The organism is Sphingomonas sp. IC-11, from assembly GCF_021043365.1.
Classification (GTDB): Bacteria; Pseudomonadota; Alphaproteobacteria; order Sphingomonadales; family Sphingomonadaceae; genus Sphingomonas.
Map to the genome: position 1 here is coordinate 1205378 of NZ_JAJNDU010000001.1, position 14983 is coordinate 1220360.

Below are 14983 nucleotides of genomic sequence, written 5' to 3' on the forward strand. Positions count from 1 at the left end.
GTCACGCCCTTTCGCGGTGTTGACGCCCCCCGCACCGAATCCGTATCAGGGGGCAGGGCGGTCCCTGTTGGGCCGCCCTTGCTCTTTCAAGGAGACGCCCCGTGTCGATCACCGCCCTGATGCCCGTTTATCCCCGCTGCGGGGTGCGGCCAGTGCGAGGCGAGGGGTGCCATCTGATCAGCGAGGATGGCCGCCGTTTCCTGGATTTCGCCAGCGGCATCGCGGTGAACGCGCTCGGCCATGGCCATCCCAAGCTGGTGAAGGCGATCGCCGATCAGGCCGCCACGCTGATGCACGTCAGCAACCTCTACGGCAGCCCGCAGGGTGAACAGTTCGCGCAGCGGCTGGTCGACAACACCTTTGCCGACACGGTGTTCTTCACCAACTCGGGCGCAGAGGCGGTGGAATGCGCGATCAAGACCGCGCGTCGCTATCACTTCGCCAATGGCAATCCGCAGCGCCACGACCTCATCACCTTCTCGATGGCGTTCCATGGCCGCACCATGGGCACCATCTCGGCCACCAACCAGGCCAAGATGCGTGACGGCTTCGAACCGCTGCTGCCCGGCTTCAAATATGCCGAGTTCAACGATCTCGAAGGCGCGCTGGCGCTGATCGATGAGAACACCGCCGGCTTCCTGGTCGAACCGATCCAGGGCGAGGGCGGCATCCGTGCCGCCACGCCGGAGTTCCTCCAGGGGCTGCGCAAGGCGTGCGACGAACACGGCCTGCTGCTGGTGCTCGACGAGGTGCAGGCCGGCTACGGCCGGACCGGCAAGCTGTTCGCGCATGAACTGTACGGCATCACGCCCGACATCATGGCCTCGGCCAAGGGGATCGGCGGTGGCTTCCCGCTCGGCGCCTGCCTCGCCACCGAGGAAGCGGCCAAGGGCATGGTGATCGGCACGCACGGCTCCACCTATGGCGGCAACCCGCTGGCGATGGCTGCGGGCGAGGCCGTGCTCGACGTGATCCTGGAAGACGGCTTCCTTGATCGCGTGACGCAGATGGGTGAGCGGCTGCGCTCCGGTCTCGAACAGATGCTCCCGAACTACGATCACCTGTTCGACAGCGTGCGCGGCCATGGCCTGATGCTCGGCCTGAAGCTCAAGAGCGACAGCCGTCGTTTCGTCGAATTCGCCCGCGACAACCACGGCCTGCTGCTGGTCTCGGCCGGCGAGAATGTCGTGCGCGTCCTGCCGCCGCTGGTGATCGACGAACGCCACATCGCCGAGTGTATCGAGAAGCTGAGCGAGGCGGCGCGCGTCTACGTTCCCGCCAGCGACGATTGATGGAACAGGCTCTGGCGCACCGCGCCGGGGCCGTTCGACCTGATCTGGCCGACCCCTTTGCGATCGAGGCCAATCTTCGCCGGATAGCGGCCGCCCATGATGCGCATGAGGCCATTGGAGGAGCTGAAGTGACCCGCCATTTCTTGAACCTGTCGGACGCCGGTGCCGATGGCCTCGCCGCCATCCTCGCGGACGCCCTCGATCGCAAGAACGCGCGCGCCGGCTGGACCAAGGGCCGCGTGGACGCCGACGCCCCGCTCGCCGGCCACGTCCTGGCGATGATCTTCGAGAAGAATTCCACCCGCACCCGCGTCTCCTTCGACATGGCGGTACGTCAGCTCGGCGGCCAGTCGATCGTGATGGAAGCGGGCCAGATGCAGCTCGGCCGCGGGGAGACAGTGGCCGACACCGCGCGCGTCCTGTCGGGTTATGTCGACGCGATCATGATCCGCACCGACGACCATGCCAAGGTCGAGGAAATGGCGCATTACGCCAGCGTTCCGGTGATCAATGGCCTGACCGACGCCTCGCACCCGTGCCAGATCGTTGCCGACCTCTTGACCGTGATCGAGCAGGGCAAGGCGCTGCCGGGCCTGAAGGTCGCGTGGTTGGGCGACGGCAACAACGTGCTCGCCTCGATCGTCGAGGCAGCCGGCCTGATGCACTTCGACGTCGTCGCCGCCTGCCCGCAGGGCTTCCAGCCCTCGGACGCCGATCTCGCCCTGGGAAAGGGCCGGGCGAAGGTCGTGGGCAATGCCCGCGAAGCGGTCGAGGGTGCCGATGTCGTCGTGACCGACACCTGGATCTCGATGGGGCAGGCGCACGCCGACACCAAGCTGGCGGCGATGATGCCGTTCCAGGTCGACGCCGCGCTGATGGCCACTGCCAAGCCCGATGCCAAGTTCCTCCACTGCCTCCCGGCGCATCGTGGGGAGGAGGTCACCACCGATGTGATCGATGGCCCGCAATCGCTCATCTGGGCAGAGGCGGAAAACCGCCTTCACGCGCAAAAGTCCATTCTGCGTTGGTGCTTGGGCCAGATCGGTTGATCACAGGCTGGCTGCTTCCCATCTAAGGCCAACAAGTTTCCGGTCCGCGCTAAGCTTGTCGAGGCGCTGCACTTCTCTCGTCGAAGGAAGCGGGCGCGGTTTCGACAAGCTCAGCCCCAATGGTGGACATGCCCAACACAATCAGGACCGATTTCGACCGCGCCATTGGCTTCACCATCCCGGCGCGTAACGCGCGCGGGCGGATGGTGCGCCTTGGTCCGGTGCTCGACACCATCCTTTCCGTTCACGCATATCCACCTGCGATCGAAGCGCTTTTGGCGGAGGCGCTGACGCTGACTGCCTTGGTCGGCGCCACTCTGAAGGATGTGAACGGGCAGCTTACTCTGCAGACGCAGAGCGAGCAGGGCGTGGTGCGGCTGCTGGTTTGCGATTATCGTGGCGGCGAAATCCGGGGCTATGTTCAGTTCGATGCGGATCGCCTCGCCGAAGCGCCGGCCGACCCCACCTTGTTTGCCCTTTTCGGCCAAGGTTACCTGGCAATCACCTTTGACCTTGCGGCCACTGGGGAGCGGTATCAGGGCATAGTGCCGCTCGACGGTGACCGGCTTGCAGACGCCGTGCAAAGCTATTTCGCTCAGTCGGAACAGATCCCAACGCAGGTGCGGGTCGGATTTGCGAAACAGGATGGCCGCTGCATAGCAGGTGGACTGCTGCTCCAGCATCTGCCGGAGGGCGAAGAAGGCCGCGAGCGGCTACACGCTAAAATGGATCATCCCGAGTGGGAGCATGTCGCCGCCCTGGGCGCTACGGTTGGCTCAGAGGAGCTTGCGGACGCGACACTGCCACTGGAAACGTTGATCTGGCGCTTGTTCAACGAGGAGGACGAAGTTCGCGTGTTGGCGAGCACGGACCTTTCCCGTGGCTGCCGCTGCGACGCTACATACATCCGTTCGGTTCTTGCGAAATTCCCGCATGATGAACGGCTTGCAATGGCGGACGCGAACGGGGTGATCGGCGTTGATTGCGCCTTTTGCTCGATCACCTTCCCGATCAAGGTCGACGAACTAACTGATTAGGTGCAGAGCCGCGCTAACTCGCACTGATCATGCGAGCCGGGCCGAGCCGACCGGGCGCGGTACCTGACGCGGAGCTTTCGCGCGCGGAGACCCTCTTTCGTCGGGCAGGACGGGCTAAGCTTTCGCGTTGCAGTTGAACCGCTCTGGCCCGCGGCGTCAAAGTCGCGGCAGTGTGACCCCAAGCTGTCCCATGTATTTGCCGGCACGATCAGCATAGCTGATCTCACAGGGCTCGTTCCCCTGCAGGAACAGGAACTGGCATGCTCCCTCATTGGCATAGATTTTGGCCGGCAGCGGGGTCGTGTTCGAAAACTCCAGCGTCACATGCCCCTCCCATCCTGGTTCCAGCGGGGTCACGTTCACGATAATGCCGCAGCGTGCATAGGTCGATTTCCCGAGGCAGATCACCAGCACATCGCGCGGCACGCGAAAATACTCGACCGTACGGGCAAGGGCAAAGCTGTTCGGCGGGATGATGCATACGTCGGTCTTACGATCGACGAAGCTGTTGGCGGCGAAGTCCTTGGGATCAACCGTTGCAGAATCGACGTTAGTGAAAATCTTAAATTCGTCAGCAACTCTAGCATCATAGCCATAAGAGCTGAGGCCGAAGCTGATGCATCCATCCCGCCGTTGGGCTTCGACGAACGGCTCGATCATGCCGTGCGCAAGCGCTTGTTCGCGAATCCAGCGGTCGGATAGGATGGACATGTGCAGGCTCCCTTGGCGGCGCTCTTCGCTGTCCATCGGCCTGCTGGCAAGTCCCTGCACCAGTGTCGGCGCGAGTGCGCTCAGGGGTGCGCAGTTGGGGGAAGCGGGAGAGTGATAACCGCCATCAACCCACCACCCGCTCGGTTGGAAAGGCGGATTGTACCGCCCGCGTCCTGTACAATGGCTTGAGCCAGCGCGAGACCAAGACCGATACCGCCGGTCTCACGATTTCGGGACGTTTCCAGGCGAGTGAACGGATCAAAAACGGATGTAAGGCCGGCCTCGGGAATACCTGGTCCTCGATCGGCTACACTCACTCGGATCTGGCTTGCTTCCGGTGAGATCATCACTTCGGCAGATCCCGCGTATTTGATCGCATTCTCAATCAAGTTCCGTATTGCGCGTCGAAATAGAGTCGGGCGCAGCTGCATACGCAACCGCTCGCTGTCTTCGAACAGCACCTCTGCGCCCAAATCGCGAAAGTCTTCCACGACGGCATCGACCAACGCCGCCAGATCAACTTCGGTGATCGGTTCGCTGGGGCGTCCCAGTCGCGCGAGCGAAAGGATGTCGTCTAGCGTTCGGCTCATTTCCGCGATTGTTTCCGCCATTCGTGCACGATCCTGCTCGTCCTCGACCGATTCGATGCGGACGCGCAGCGCAGCGAGCGGAGTGCGGAGATCGTGCCCGATCGCTCCCAACATCCGATCTTTTTCATCGAGCATGGCGGCTACGCGCTGCGCGAGCCCGTTGAATGCAAGGATCAAGTCCCGCACGTCTCCCGGGCCTTCTACAGCTAGTGCCGGCATTCCCTTGCCCGGAGCAAAGGTTCGCGCTGCGCCCGCCAGACCTCTCAAGGGGCGTGAGATCCGCCGCGCAATCCACAGAACCGGCAACAGAATAAGGATATAGATGATGAGAGTTTGGGATAGTAGGGCCCACAAAATTCGATTGTCTCGCCGGGGCCAGGATGAGTTCGTCGTGATCCATGTACCTCCACGCAGCTGCACGGCGATCATCAGCGTGTCAGAGGTGCGGCCGATCAAACGATGATCATGACGGCTTGGTCTTACCTCGCGTGGACGGATGCCTGTGTCGATGCGATCCACAGAGACGCCCAGTTCCGACAGCTGGGCTTTCAGTTCTGCCGCAACTTCGGGCATCCTCTGAAGTTCAGGTGGAATCGGATTGATGTTGTGCCGGCGCACGCGGCTACGCTCGGCAACGGCGGTCCGATTACCACTGTGATCGAGGGCATCAGCGATGCGAACCGCTGCTGGGCGCGTCGCTTGCGCTAATCGGAAGCTCGCTCGCTCCCGTAGTACCAGCGCCAGATTGATCGCCTGGGCAGCGAATAGCGCCAATGCCAGCAGAAGTGCCAGCTGACCCGAGAGATTACGAGGGAAGGGTAGTCTCACAAGCGAGTGACTTCCGTAGCCAGCGTGTAACCACCACCCCATACTGTCTTGATCAGTTGCGGATTTTTCACATCGGTTTCGATCTTCTTGCGAAGTCGGCTCACTTGATTGTCGATGGCTCGGTCGAAAGCCGCGGCTTCTCGCCCTTGGGTGAGGTCCAGCAACTGATCGCGAGTGAGCACTTGGCGGGGGCGTGTCACCAAGGCGTGCAGCAGATTGAACTCCCCTGTGGAAAGCGGAACTGCGACGCCCTCTTGGTCCACCAGCGTGCGTTCTCCGGTCTTCAGTACCCAGCCCGCAAACGCGTAAGCCGCGGCGTCGGGCGCGTGCTGGCGTGTGCCTCCGGCCTGAAGCCTCCTAAGCACTACCTTGATGCGTGCGGCCAGCTCGCGCGGCGAAAAGGGTTTTATCATGTAATCGTCGGCGCCCATCTCCAGTCCGACGATCCGGTCAGTTTCTTCTGTTCGAGCGGTAAGGAGGATAACTGGCGTATCGCTGGTCGCACGGATGTAACGACAGAGACTGAGCCCATCCTCGCCAGGCATCATAATGTCGAGCACCACCAGATCGATGGCGTAAGCTCCCAGCCGAGTGCGAGCTGCCTCGGCGTCGCCGACCTGCGTAACGCGAAAGCCCTGTTTCGTGAGATATTGCGCGAGTGGCTCGCGGATCGAACGCTCGTCATCCACGAGCAGCAGGTGAGGCGTATCGGACATGGGATTGCCGTCTAGCATGTCGCTCTCCGACGAAAAGCGCCGGGCGTTGTCGCCCGGCGCGCTGATTGTGATTGAGCTTATTTCGCTAGCGGGGCGTCGGTACTTGCGCTCGGCCGATGTCCCATCTTCGCGCGTGCAGCCCCGCGTTCGGATTGGTCGATGCGGCCGTCGCGATTGGTATCAACCCGGTCGAACATCGCGGTGGCAGCGGCAATCACCTCCGTCTTCGTCAGGACTCCGTCCCGGTTGGTATCAGCCCGCATCATCATTCCCATGCCGTGCTCACCGCGGCCACCCTGATGCGCCATGCGACCGCGGCGATGCTCCCCGCGCTTGCCTCGGAGGTCTTGGCGCTCCGCTTGATCAAGGCGACCATCGCGGTTGGCGTCAGCAAGTTCGAAGCGCTTCAGCGCCCGCTCACGAAACTGCTGCTGCGTCATCTCCGGCGCGTTTGCTCCACCACGGCCCCGTCGCTCGTCCGCGGAGATCTTGCCGTCGCGATTTTTGTCCATGCGCGCGAACATCGCATCTGCGGCCGCGCTCGCTTCCGCACGAGTGACAATGCCATCTCTGTTGGTGTCTGCCTTGGCTGGCCCACGTGCTGAAATGGTACCCGGCTGGGGCACGTTCTGTGCAACCGCCACCCCGGCAAGGGTTGTGGCGCTAAGCGCGGCGGCGATGATGAAGCGTTTCATTAACTACAGGTCCTTTGTCTGAACGGAGCAGATGTCCGTCGATGAGGCCCGATATGAAACCACTCTGTCGCACGACTGTGCCGTGCCGCATACAAACTGTCGCAACTTGTCGCGCCCAAGTCGGCCCTGGGAGGCGGGACAAGAGGGTCGCGACTGCGCGCGAACCCTCACCCGTTTAGGCAAACACGGCAACCGACTGCATCTGTTCCGCCACCATCTCACCCGCGCTATTCCAGATCCCCATCTGTTGCGATGAGCTTCCGGATCGGGCGTAGTCAGCGTTTGATCGTAACAGCCACCATCCGTCCTGCGTGCTAGGTGTCGGGCCGAGCACGTTGAGAATCCACGTCATTGAGCTCATCGGGACGTTCCGGCCGAGCAGACGCAGAGCTGCTGGGGGCAAGCAATCGCCCACCGCGATCAGCTCTACCATCGGGTCGATACCCTCACGCTCATTAAGGCGTGTCCAACGCAGCCACTCGGCCGGCTGCAGATTGGGACCTTCCCGGCGATCAAGGAACTCGAAGTTTTGGGTGAAGGCTACATGGGCATTGCCCTTGAAGGTTTTTTCCCCCGCACCCGGACGTGGGAAGTCCGGCACAGTGGTGGTGGCGTAATCGACTTCGCTGTCGATTGCGCGCATGAAGACGAAAGTACAACGCAGCCCAAGGCCGGCTTCGCTTTCTATGTCTGCCTGAATGAATGCCGCGTTTTTCCCACGCCTCAGTCGGTGGGTCGTTACCAGGATGGGACCGGCGAGTGGGCCAATGAAGCTGACCTGCGCGGACCTAAGTGGCGGTAGATCGACATCGGACTGCATCGCGCAATGAAGCGCCACTGCCGCTGACATTCCACCATAGGCCGTGCGGCCTTGCAGCCAGCTTTCCGGTATCTCGCCGCGCCACCCGGTGCCATCGGCCACTGGCACCAAATTGTCCAAAATCGTCTTCAGGCTTGTCATGCAGTCTTCCCCCGAAATTCCCCTGCCGCGAGCCGGTCGCGCAGCTCCCGCTTCAACACCTTGCCGATCGCGCTGCGTGGCAACTCGTCCGTGACGTAAAGCGCCGAAAGTCGCTGCGTTTTCCCGAGCTTGGCGTTCGTTGTTGCGCGAACTTCCTCCGGACTTTCGGTGGCGCCTGCTCGCGGCACATAGAAGCCGACGGGCGTTTCGCCCCACTCGTCGCTGGGCACCCCGACGACGGTGCAATCCGCCACGGCCGGGTGTTCGGCAAGGACAGCCTCCAAATCAGACGGGTAGATGTTGAAGCCGCCCGAGATGATCATATCCTTTTTGCGATCCATCAGGATCAGGAAGCCGTCTTCATCGAACCTGCCGACATCGCCATGCCTGATCCACCGGTTCCCAGCGGCGTCATAATATTCGGCATCTCTCGTCGCGCCTTCGCGCTTGTGGTAACCGTTCATCATCGCCGGTGAGCGGCCCACGATCTCGCCCATTTCGCCGGGCGCAACTTCGCGCCCCTCGTCGTCCAGGAGGATCGCTTCATGTCCGGGCGACAGGCGACCTACCGTGTGAAGCTTGTCCGGAAACTCGTCCGCGACGAGAATGAATGAAGCTCCTCCTTCGGTCATACCGTAATATTCGACCAGTTTGCCGGGCCAGCGGTTCACCACATCGCGCTTCAGTTCGGCCTTGAATGGGGCAGACGTGCACGTTTTGAACCGGAACGATGACAGATCAAAGCTGCTAAAATCCGGCAGCGCCATGATCCGCTGATATTGAACCGGCACGAGCATCGTGTGCGTGGCGCGATAATGCTGGGCGAGCTCCAGATATCGATGAGCGTCGAACTTCTTCATCAGCACTGCGGTGCCGCCCCATGCGACGGTGGGAAGGAAGCTGACGAGCGTAGTGTTCGAATAGAGTGGCGTGGCGAGCAGTGTCACCGCAGTGTCAAAACCAGCTGCGCTGTTACGTGACAGATGCTGCCACCGCATTGCGTGGCTTTGAACGATCCCTTTCGGGATACCTGTGGTGCCAGAAGAGTAGATGATGTTGAAGCCATCGTCGGGCTTGATCGTCACTGCTTCCGCGCTTGTTCCCTCGGGGGCCAGCCAGCCCTCAAGCTCCTCAAGCATCACGACTTTCGCGTCCAGACTTTCGGAAGCAAGTGCTCCGGCATTCGCGGCATCAAGGAACACGAGGTTCGCGCCACTGTCCCTGATCATGCCCGCGATTTGTTCGGGGGTTGCCGACGGCTGAATGGGCGCGGCGATCGAGCCCGCTCTCACAGCTGCGAGGAACACAGCCGCTTGCGCTACGCTGGGATAGCTCACCATCGCAACTGCCTGGCCCTGAGTTGTGCCGTGGCGCTGGAGCGCTGCTGCACCGCGATCCATCACCGAGTCCAACTCGCGATAGGTCAGTTCGTCATCGCCATCGGTTATGGCGATCTTGTCTGGCTGAACGGCGGCGTGGCGCCGGATCAGATCGGGCAGCGTGCCGAAAGGCTGTGCCAGCTGGTCTGCGATACTCTCCATGCGACGTCGCTAGCGGCAGGCTCTTCCGAATGCCATACGCGACATTCAAATTCATGGAGGGTGATATGCAGGGAGGGGTTGCGATCGTAACCGGTGGCGGAACCGGGATCGGTGCCGCGGTGGTCCGCCGGCTTGCAGCGCGCGGTGTGCGATGCGTCATTAACTACGCACATAGCCGCGACGAAGCGGAGGCACTGGCGCGCGAACTCGCGAACGGCTCCATCGCGGTTCAGGCCGATATCGCTGACGACGCGGAGTGCAGGAAACTTGCGGAGGCGGCCCAGGAGACGTTCGGGCGCATCGACTTTCTGGTGAACAATGCAGGCCGAACCAAGCACGTTGTTCATGAGGATCTGCATGGCCTCGATGCGGAAGATTTTGTCGATATCTACAGGCTGAACACCATTGCCGCCTTTCAGATGGTACGGGCGTGCGTGCCGGCCATGCAGGAAGGTCCAATGAGCGCCGTTGTGAATGTGGCCTCTATTGCCGGTCTTCATGGGGTCGGCTCGTCCATCGCCTATGCTGCGTCCAAAGGGGCGCTGATCACCATGACGCAAAGTCTGGCGCGCGTTCTTGCCCCAGCTATCCGTGTTAACGCCGTAGCGCCTGGTTACGTCGGAACAGGATGGTTCGAGAAAGCTTTAGGCCAGGAAGGAAAGGCCAAGCTGGACCAGACGATCGTCCGCCGCACGCCGATGGCAATGGCACCGCAGGCGGAGGATATTGCCGGGCCGATCCAAATGTTGCTGGAACCCGCAGGCAAGGCGATCACTGGAGAGGTCCTGCGGGTAGATGCCGGATTCCATCTGGATACCGGTGGAAGCCGACGACCTGGACGTGAAGGTTGAACAAGAGGCGAGGGCCGAAACTCACACGAAGGCAGGCGTGATCCACTGACGATGACCGCATCTCTGGCGTTAAGGAGATGCGGTCACCCTCCAGCTAGATCGCAATGCTTAGCGTCCAGTTTTCGCCGTCTGTCCGAACAGCACCTTCTTTGCCTCGTCGCTCATCGGCGATGGTTGCGGCTGGACCTCCTTGCCCTTGGCGTAGGCTCGTTCGGTCGCAGGCCGTGCTTTGATGTCGGCATGCCAACGAGCCACATTCGGAAAGTCGGCAAGGTCTTGCCCTTGCGCTTCGGGCAGGATCCAAGGATAGCTGGCCATGTCGGCAATGGAATATCGTTCCCCCGCCACGTACGGCCGGTCGGCCAATCGCCGATCAAGCACCCCATAAAGGCGATTGGTTTCCTTCAGATAGCGTTCGATCGCGTAAGGCACCTTCTCCGGCGCATAATTCCGGAAATGGTGGTTCTGTCCGAGCATGGGGCCCAGACCGCCCATTTGCCACATCAGCCACTGGTTCACTTCGGCACGGGCACGCACATCGCCGCCACCGAACAGCCCGGTTTTTTCGGCGAGGTACAGCAGTATCGCGCCTGACTCGAAGACGGATACCGGGGCGCGCCCGTCGACGGGCGAATGATCAACGATGGCGGGCATACGGTTGTTCGGAGCGATCTTCAGGAAGTCTGCCTGGAATTGCTCACCAGTGCCGATGTTCACTGGTTTGATGGTATAATCGAGGCCAGTTTCCTCAAGAAAAAGCGTGATCTTGTGACCATTCGGCGTGGGCCAATAATATAGATCGATCATGCGTCCCTCCTTCACGTCTCGCAACAGATGGTCGGGCATGGTTTGTCAGGCAAGCTGTCTTCGCTGATGACCGACGCCAAACAAGAAGATGCAAAAAGTAATGCAACACAGCGAGGAGGCGAGGATAAAGGCGCTGCCTGGCTGCCCTCGTTCCGCTCCGAACGCCAAAGCCTGAGTCATTGCCAGCGGGCCGACAATCGCAGCGACGCTCGCTAGGCTGGCCATTCCGCCCTGAAGCGCCCCCTGGTTCGAAACGTCGACGCGAGAGGACAAGAGCGCGTTGACTGACGGGAAAACGAGGCCGGTGAGCGCTCCCGCGCCGATCAGAGTGTATATCTGCCAGCCCTGGCGCGCGAAAACGTATCCGCCAAATACAAGTGCGCCGCTGACCAACCCGATTAGCACGGTGCGCTCTTCTCCGAAATGCTTGATGGCCGGACGGATCAGGGCGACCTGGGCGAACATCATTGCCAGCCCGCTGGCGGCGAGCGACCAGCCGACCGCTTTCGCGTCCCAGCCAAGTGCAATTTCGGCAAAGAAAGTCCAGGTGGAGGGGTAAACCATATGAGCGATTTGCCAGACAAGTGCGCCCGCGAGCAGGGCGGCGGCTCCCCGGCTCTGGAACAGTGGAGCAAAGGCGCCGATGGCGTTGGCACGCTTCCAATCAAAGGGGCGACGACGCTCTTCCGGCAGGGTTTCCGGCATGAACGCCACAATCAGGCCCATGTTGAAAAACGCCAATGAGGCGGCGGCCAAAAACGGCGCTCGCGAGCCGAAATCCGCCAACAGTCCGCCGATCGCCGGACCGAGGATAAAGCCTCCTCCGAATGCGGCGCCCAGCAGCCCAAATGCAGCGCCGCGCTTTTCGGGCGGAGTGACGTCAGCGATCACCGCATTCGCCGGCCCGTACGTCGCCCCTGCGATGCCAGCGATCGCGCGCCCCGCAAATAGCCAGTTGAGCGAAGGTGCGGCCGCCATGAGGGCATAGTCTATGCCGAAGCAACCCAAGCTGGCGAGCAATACACGCCGCCTACCAAATCTGTCCGAAAGACTCCCGATCACCGGCCCGGCGAAGAAGTGCGTGACCGCATAAACGGCCAACATGTAGCCGCCGATCCTAGAGGCGTCCGCAAGGGATATTTTCCCGAGCTCAACGATCAGTGAGGGCAGTACCGGCAATACGATCCCGAAGCCTATCGAGTCGATCAGCATGGCAATAACAGCCACCGGGACGGCTCGGTGTTCGAATCGCATCGCTCTGGCGCTCCCATGGTTCCACTAGCCGAGCAGGCTTACCTTGTCCCTTTGCTTGGCACGTAAAACGTGCCATGTCTCGACCATACCCGATCTTCAGAATGGGCTCCGGAGAACCGATTAATGGCAAGTGCCGCCGAACTAGACCGTCCGACCGACTCGCTCGATAGTTTCCGCCTGGAAGCGCGCGCTTGGTTGGAGGCCAATTTTCCGCAAAGTCTTCGCGGCAAGGACAACGCTATGTCCGCGGTGGACGGGCCGACGGATGAAACTCCGGAGCAGAAGGCTTGGCGCGAAGCGATGGGCGAAAAGGGCTGGGGAGTGCCGACCTGGCCGAGCGAGTACGGCGGCGGCGGGCTGACGCGTGAGCAGGCGCGGGTGCTTGGCGAAGAGATGATGCGCATCGGGGCTTGGAACCCGATCGGCGGCATGGGCGTGATGATGTTCGGTCCGACGCTCCTCGAATATGGCAGCGAAGAACAGAAGCGGCAGCATATTCCTGGCATCGTTCGCGGTGAGGTGCGCTGGTGTCAGGGTTATTCCGAGCCGGGCGCAGGTTCGGACTTGGCAAGCCTCCAGACTTTCGCGGAGGACAAGGGCGATCATTATATCGTCAACGGCCAGAAGACCTGGACCTCGGGCGGGCAATGGGCCGACAAGTGCTTCGCGCTCGTTCGTACCGACAAGACCCAGAAGCACGCTGGCATCAGCTTCCTCCTGATTGATATGGACGCGGAGGGCGTTGAAACTCGGCCGATTAAGCTTATTTCCGGCGCGTCTCCCTTTTGCGAGACGTTCTTCACCAACGTGAAGGTGCCGAAAGAAAATCTGGTTGGTCGTGAAGGTCAGGGCTGGGAGATCGGCACTCGCCTGTTGCAGCACGAGCGCAACTCGCTCTCCGGCGGCGGCGGCTCGCAGGGTCGCATGAATCAAGGTGAGCAGATTCCGGCGATTGCCAAAAAGTATCGTGAAGTTGATGCCAAAGGCAGGCTCGCCGATAGCGATTTGCGCACGCGCATCATCAAGCATGAGATGGATCAGCGCGCTTTTGCGCTGACCCTCCGCCGCGCGGCGTTGGAGGCCAAAGGCAATGCTGGCCCATCTGCGGCAACCAGCGTCATGAAAAACGTTGGAGCTCGCATCACCCAGGATCGTGCCGAGCTGGCCATTGAAATCATGGGCATGCAAGGTCTTGGCTGGGAAGGGGAGGGCTTCAGCCAGGAAGAGCTTGCCCAGACCCGTACCTGGCTGTGGGGCAAGGCGGTCTCGATCTACGGCGGTTCGTCCGAGATCCAGAACAACGTGATCGCGAAACGCATCCTCGGAATGCTCGATCACCAGTGAGTTCGGTTAGGCGCGGGAAGACACGCGTCGGAGAGGGCCGGGTCGAGGAGGAGTGCGCCAGATACTCCTCCTCCCCGGCAAGTCCTTTGAGTGGGGTTTGAAGACATGGCGGTGTTGAACGACGAACAGGTGATGTTGCGGGACATGGCTCGCGAGTGGGCGGACAATGAGTCCCCCGTCTCTGCCTTCCGCAAGTTGCGCGACGCAGCCCCTGCCAAGGGGTTTGACGCGGAGGCTTGGACGACGATCGGTCAGATGGGCTGGGCCGGCGTGGTTATCCCTGAGGAGTTTGGCGGATCAGCCTTTGGTTATCTTTCCTTGGGGCTGGTGGTTGAGCAGCTCGGCCGGAACCTTGCGGTGTCACCGCTTGCCTCGACCGCTGTTGCGGCGAGCGCAATCGTGATGGGCAGCTCTGATGCTGCCAAGAACGAGTGGCTGGCCAAGCTTGCGTCCGGAGAGGCGGTCGCAACCCTGGCGATCGACGAGGCTCCGGTTCACGGTGGCCAAATCTCGGCGACCGTTTCGGCGGGCAAACTGACCGGCACGAAGCGCTTTGTGGCCGAGGGCGACGGCGCCGACGTCTTTGTCGTGGCGGCTGAGGATGGCTTGTACCTACTCGCCAAGGGCGAGGGCGTATCGGTTTCCACGCGAAAGATGGTGGACAATCGCAGCCATGCGGATGTGACCTTTAATGGTGCGCCCGCGGAAAAGCTTGGCGGCACGGAGCTGACCCAATCGATTATTGATCGCGCGACGGCAGTCAGTGCTGCTGAAATGCTGGGAATGGCCGATAGTGCGTTCAATCAGACGCTCGACTACCTGAAGCAGCGTGTCCAATTCGGACAGGTCCTTTCCACTTTCCAGGCGCTGCAGCACCGCATGGCGAAGATGAAGACCGAGTTGGAGCTCATGCGATCGGCGGTTGAAGGTGCGCTGGAAGCGATTGATGCCGGGCGCTCCGATGTCGATCAGGCCGTGAGCCTATCAAAGGCGATCGCAAATGACACGCTTCGGCTTGTCAGTCGCGAGATGGTCCAGCTTCACGGCGGCGTCGGCATGACTGATGAATATGATGCTGGTCTTTATCTGAAACGCGCAGCGACGCTCGAAACCATGTGGGGTACGGCGTCCTACCATCGTGATCGTTTTGCGCGGCTCAATGGTTATTAATACGCGTTCCAAAATAAACGGTATGGCGGCGGCGGTCTCATCTGACCGCCGCCGCTTTTTTATTTCAACTCGGATATTCTCGTACTTTCCTGCTTGACGTGGCGGAACCCGCGTCGTCTATTCGATGACTGGGTATG

General features: G+C 61.3%; 14 protein-coding genes. 6 read left to right on the forward strand and 8 right to left on the reverse strand.

What is annotated here, in order from left to right:
* The first annotated feature begins 101 nt into the window (after positions 1-101).
* From LQ954_RS05815 to hslO, 3 genes are all read left to right on the forward strand, one after another.
* A complete protein-coding gene (locus tag LQ954_RS05815; RefSeq protein ID WP_231022321.1) occupies positions 102-1292 on the forward strand; it encodes an aspartate aminotransferase family protein in 1191 nt (396 codons plus the stop codon).
* 128 nt (positions 1293-1420) lie between these two features.
* Positions 1421-2341 (forward strand): ornithine carbamoyltransferase, encoded by a 921-nt coding sequence (gene argF / locus LQ954_RS05820; protein ID WP_231022731.1) that lies wholly within the window; start codon positions 1421-1423, stop codon positions 2339-2341.
* A 128-nt stretch (positions 2342-2469) separates the two neighbouring features.
* Positions 2470-3378, forward strand: a complete 909-nt coding sequence (hslO, locus tag LQ954_RS05825; protein ID WP_231022732.1) for an Hsp33 family molecular chaperone HslO — start codon at positions 2470-2472, stop codon at positions 3376-3378.
* A 156-nt stretch (positions 3379-3534) separates the two neighbouring features.
* On the opposite strand, the gene dcd is transcribed toward hslO, so the two are convergent.
* The 6 genes from dcd to LQ954_RS05855 all read right to left on the reverse strand — a co-directional run bounded on the left by dcd (position 3535) and on the right by LQ954_RS05855 (position 9420).
* A complete protein-coding gene (gene dcd / locus LQ954_RS05830) occupies positions 3535-4089 on the reverse strand; it encodes a dCTP deaminase (RefSeq protein ID WP_227770412.1) in 555 nt (184 codons plus the stop codon).
* An 80-nt stretch (positions 4090-4169) separates the two neighbouring features.
* Positions 4170-5549, reverse strand: coding sequence for a sensor histidine kinase (locus LQ954_RS05835; protein ID WP_231022322.1), 1380 nt, complete (start codon positions 5547-5549; stop codon positions 4170-4172).
* Positions 5504-6223, reverse strand: a complete 720-nt coding sequence (locus LQ954_RS05840; protein ID WP_227770410.1) for a response regulator — start codon at positions 6221-6223, stop codon at positions 5504-5506. Before LQ954_RS05840 ends, LQ954_RS05835 begins: the two co-directional genes overlap by 46 nt.
* A 77-nt stretch (positions 6224-6300) precedes the next feature.
* On the reverse strand, positions 6301-6918 hold the full coding sequence (locus tag LQ954_RS05845) for an EF-hand domain-containing protein (RefSeq protein ID WP_227770409.1): 618 nt from the start codon (positions 6916-6918) through the stop codon (positions 6301-6303).
* Between the two features lie 175 nt (positions 6919-7093).
* Positions 7094-7879, reverse strand: coding sequence for a thioesterase family protein (locus LQ954_RS05850; protein ID WP_227770408.1), 786 nt, complete (start codon positions 7877-7879; stop codon positions 7094-7096).
* Positions 7876-9420: a class I adenylate-forming enzyme family protein gene (locus LQ954_RS05855; RefSeq protein WP_231022323.1), complete on the reverse strand. Its 1545-nt coding sequence runs from the start codon at positions 9418-9420 to the stop codon at positions 7876-7878. The genes LQ954_RS05850 and LQ954_RS05855 overlap by 4 nt, the downstream gene beginning before the upstream one ends.
* 65 nt (positions 9421-9485) lie before the next feature.
* On the opposite strand from LQ954_RS05855, the gene LQ954_RS05860 reads away from it, so the two are divergent.
* Complete coding sequence (locus LQ954_RS05860; RefSeq protein WP_231022324.1) at positions 9486-10271, forward strand: SDR family NAD(P)-dependent oxidoreductase; 786 nt, start codon at positions 9486-9488, stop codon at positions 10269-10271.
* Positions 10272-10379: 108 nt separating this feature from the next.
* Here the strand turns inward: LQ954_RS05860 and LQ954_RS05865 are convergent, their stop codons facing one another.
* Positions 10380-11078, reverse strand: a complete 699-nt coding sequence (locus tag LQ954_RS05865) for a glutathione binding-like protein (protein ID WP_231022325.1) — start codon at positions 11076-11078, stop codon at positions 10380-10382.
* Between the two features lie 45 nt (positions 11079-11123).
* The gene (locus tag LQ954_RS05870) at positions 11124-12290 is read right to left on the reverse strand and encodes an MFS transporter (RefSeq protein ID WP_231022326.1); all 1167 of its coding nucleotides are present in this window, start codon (positions 12288-12290) and stop codon (positions 11124-11126) included.
* 165 nt (positions 12291-12455) lie between these two features.
* Between LQ954_RS05870 and LQ954_RS05875 the strand changes: the two genes are divergently transcribed.
* Together LQ954_RS05875 and LQ954_RS05880 are read left to right on the forward strand one after the other, a co-directional pair.
* Positions 12456-13676 (forward strand): acyl-CoA dehydrogenase family protein, encoded by a 1221-nt coding sequence (locus tag LQ954_RS05875; protein ID WP_231022327.1) that lies wholly within the window; start codon positions 12456-12458, stop codon positions 13674-13676.
* A 105-nt stretch (positions 13677-13781) separates the two neighbouring features.
* Positions 13782-14846, forward strand: coding sequence for an acyl-CoA dehydrogenase family protein (locus tag LQ954_RS05880; protein WP_231022328.1), 1065 nt, complete (start codon positions 13782-13784; stop codon positions 14844-14846).
* Positions 14847-14983 lie beyond the last annotated feature (137 nt).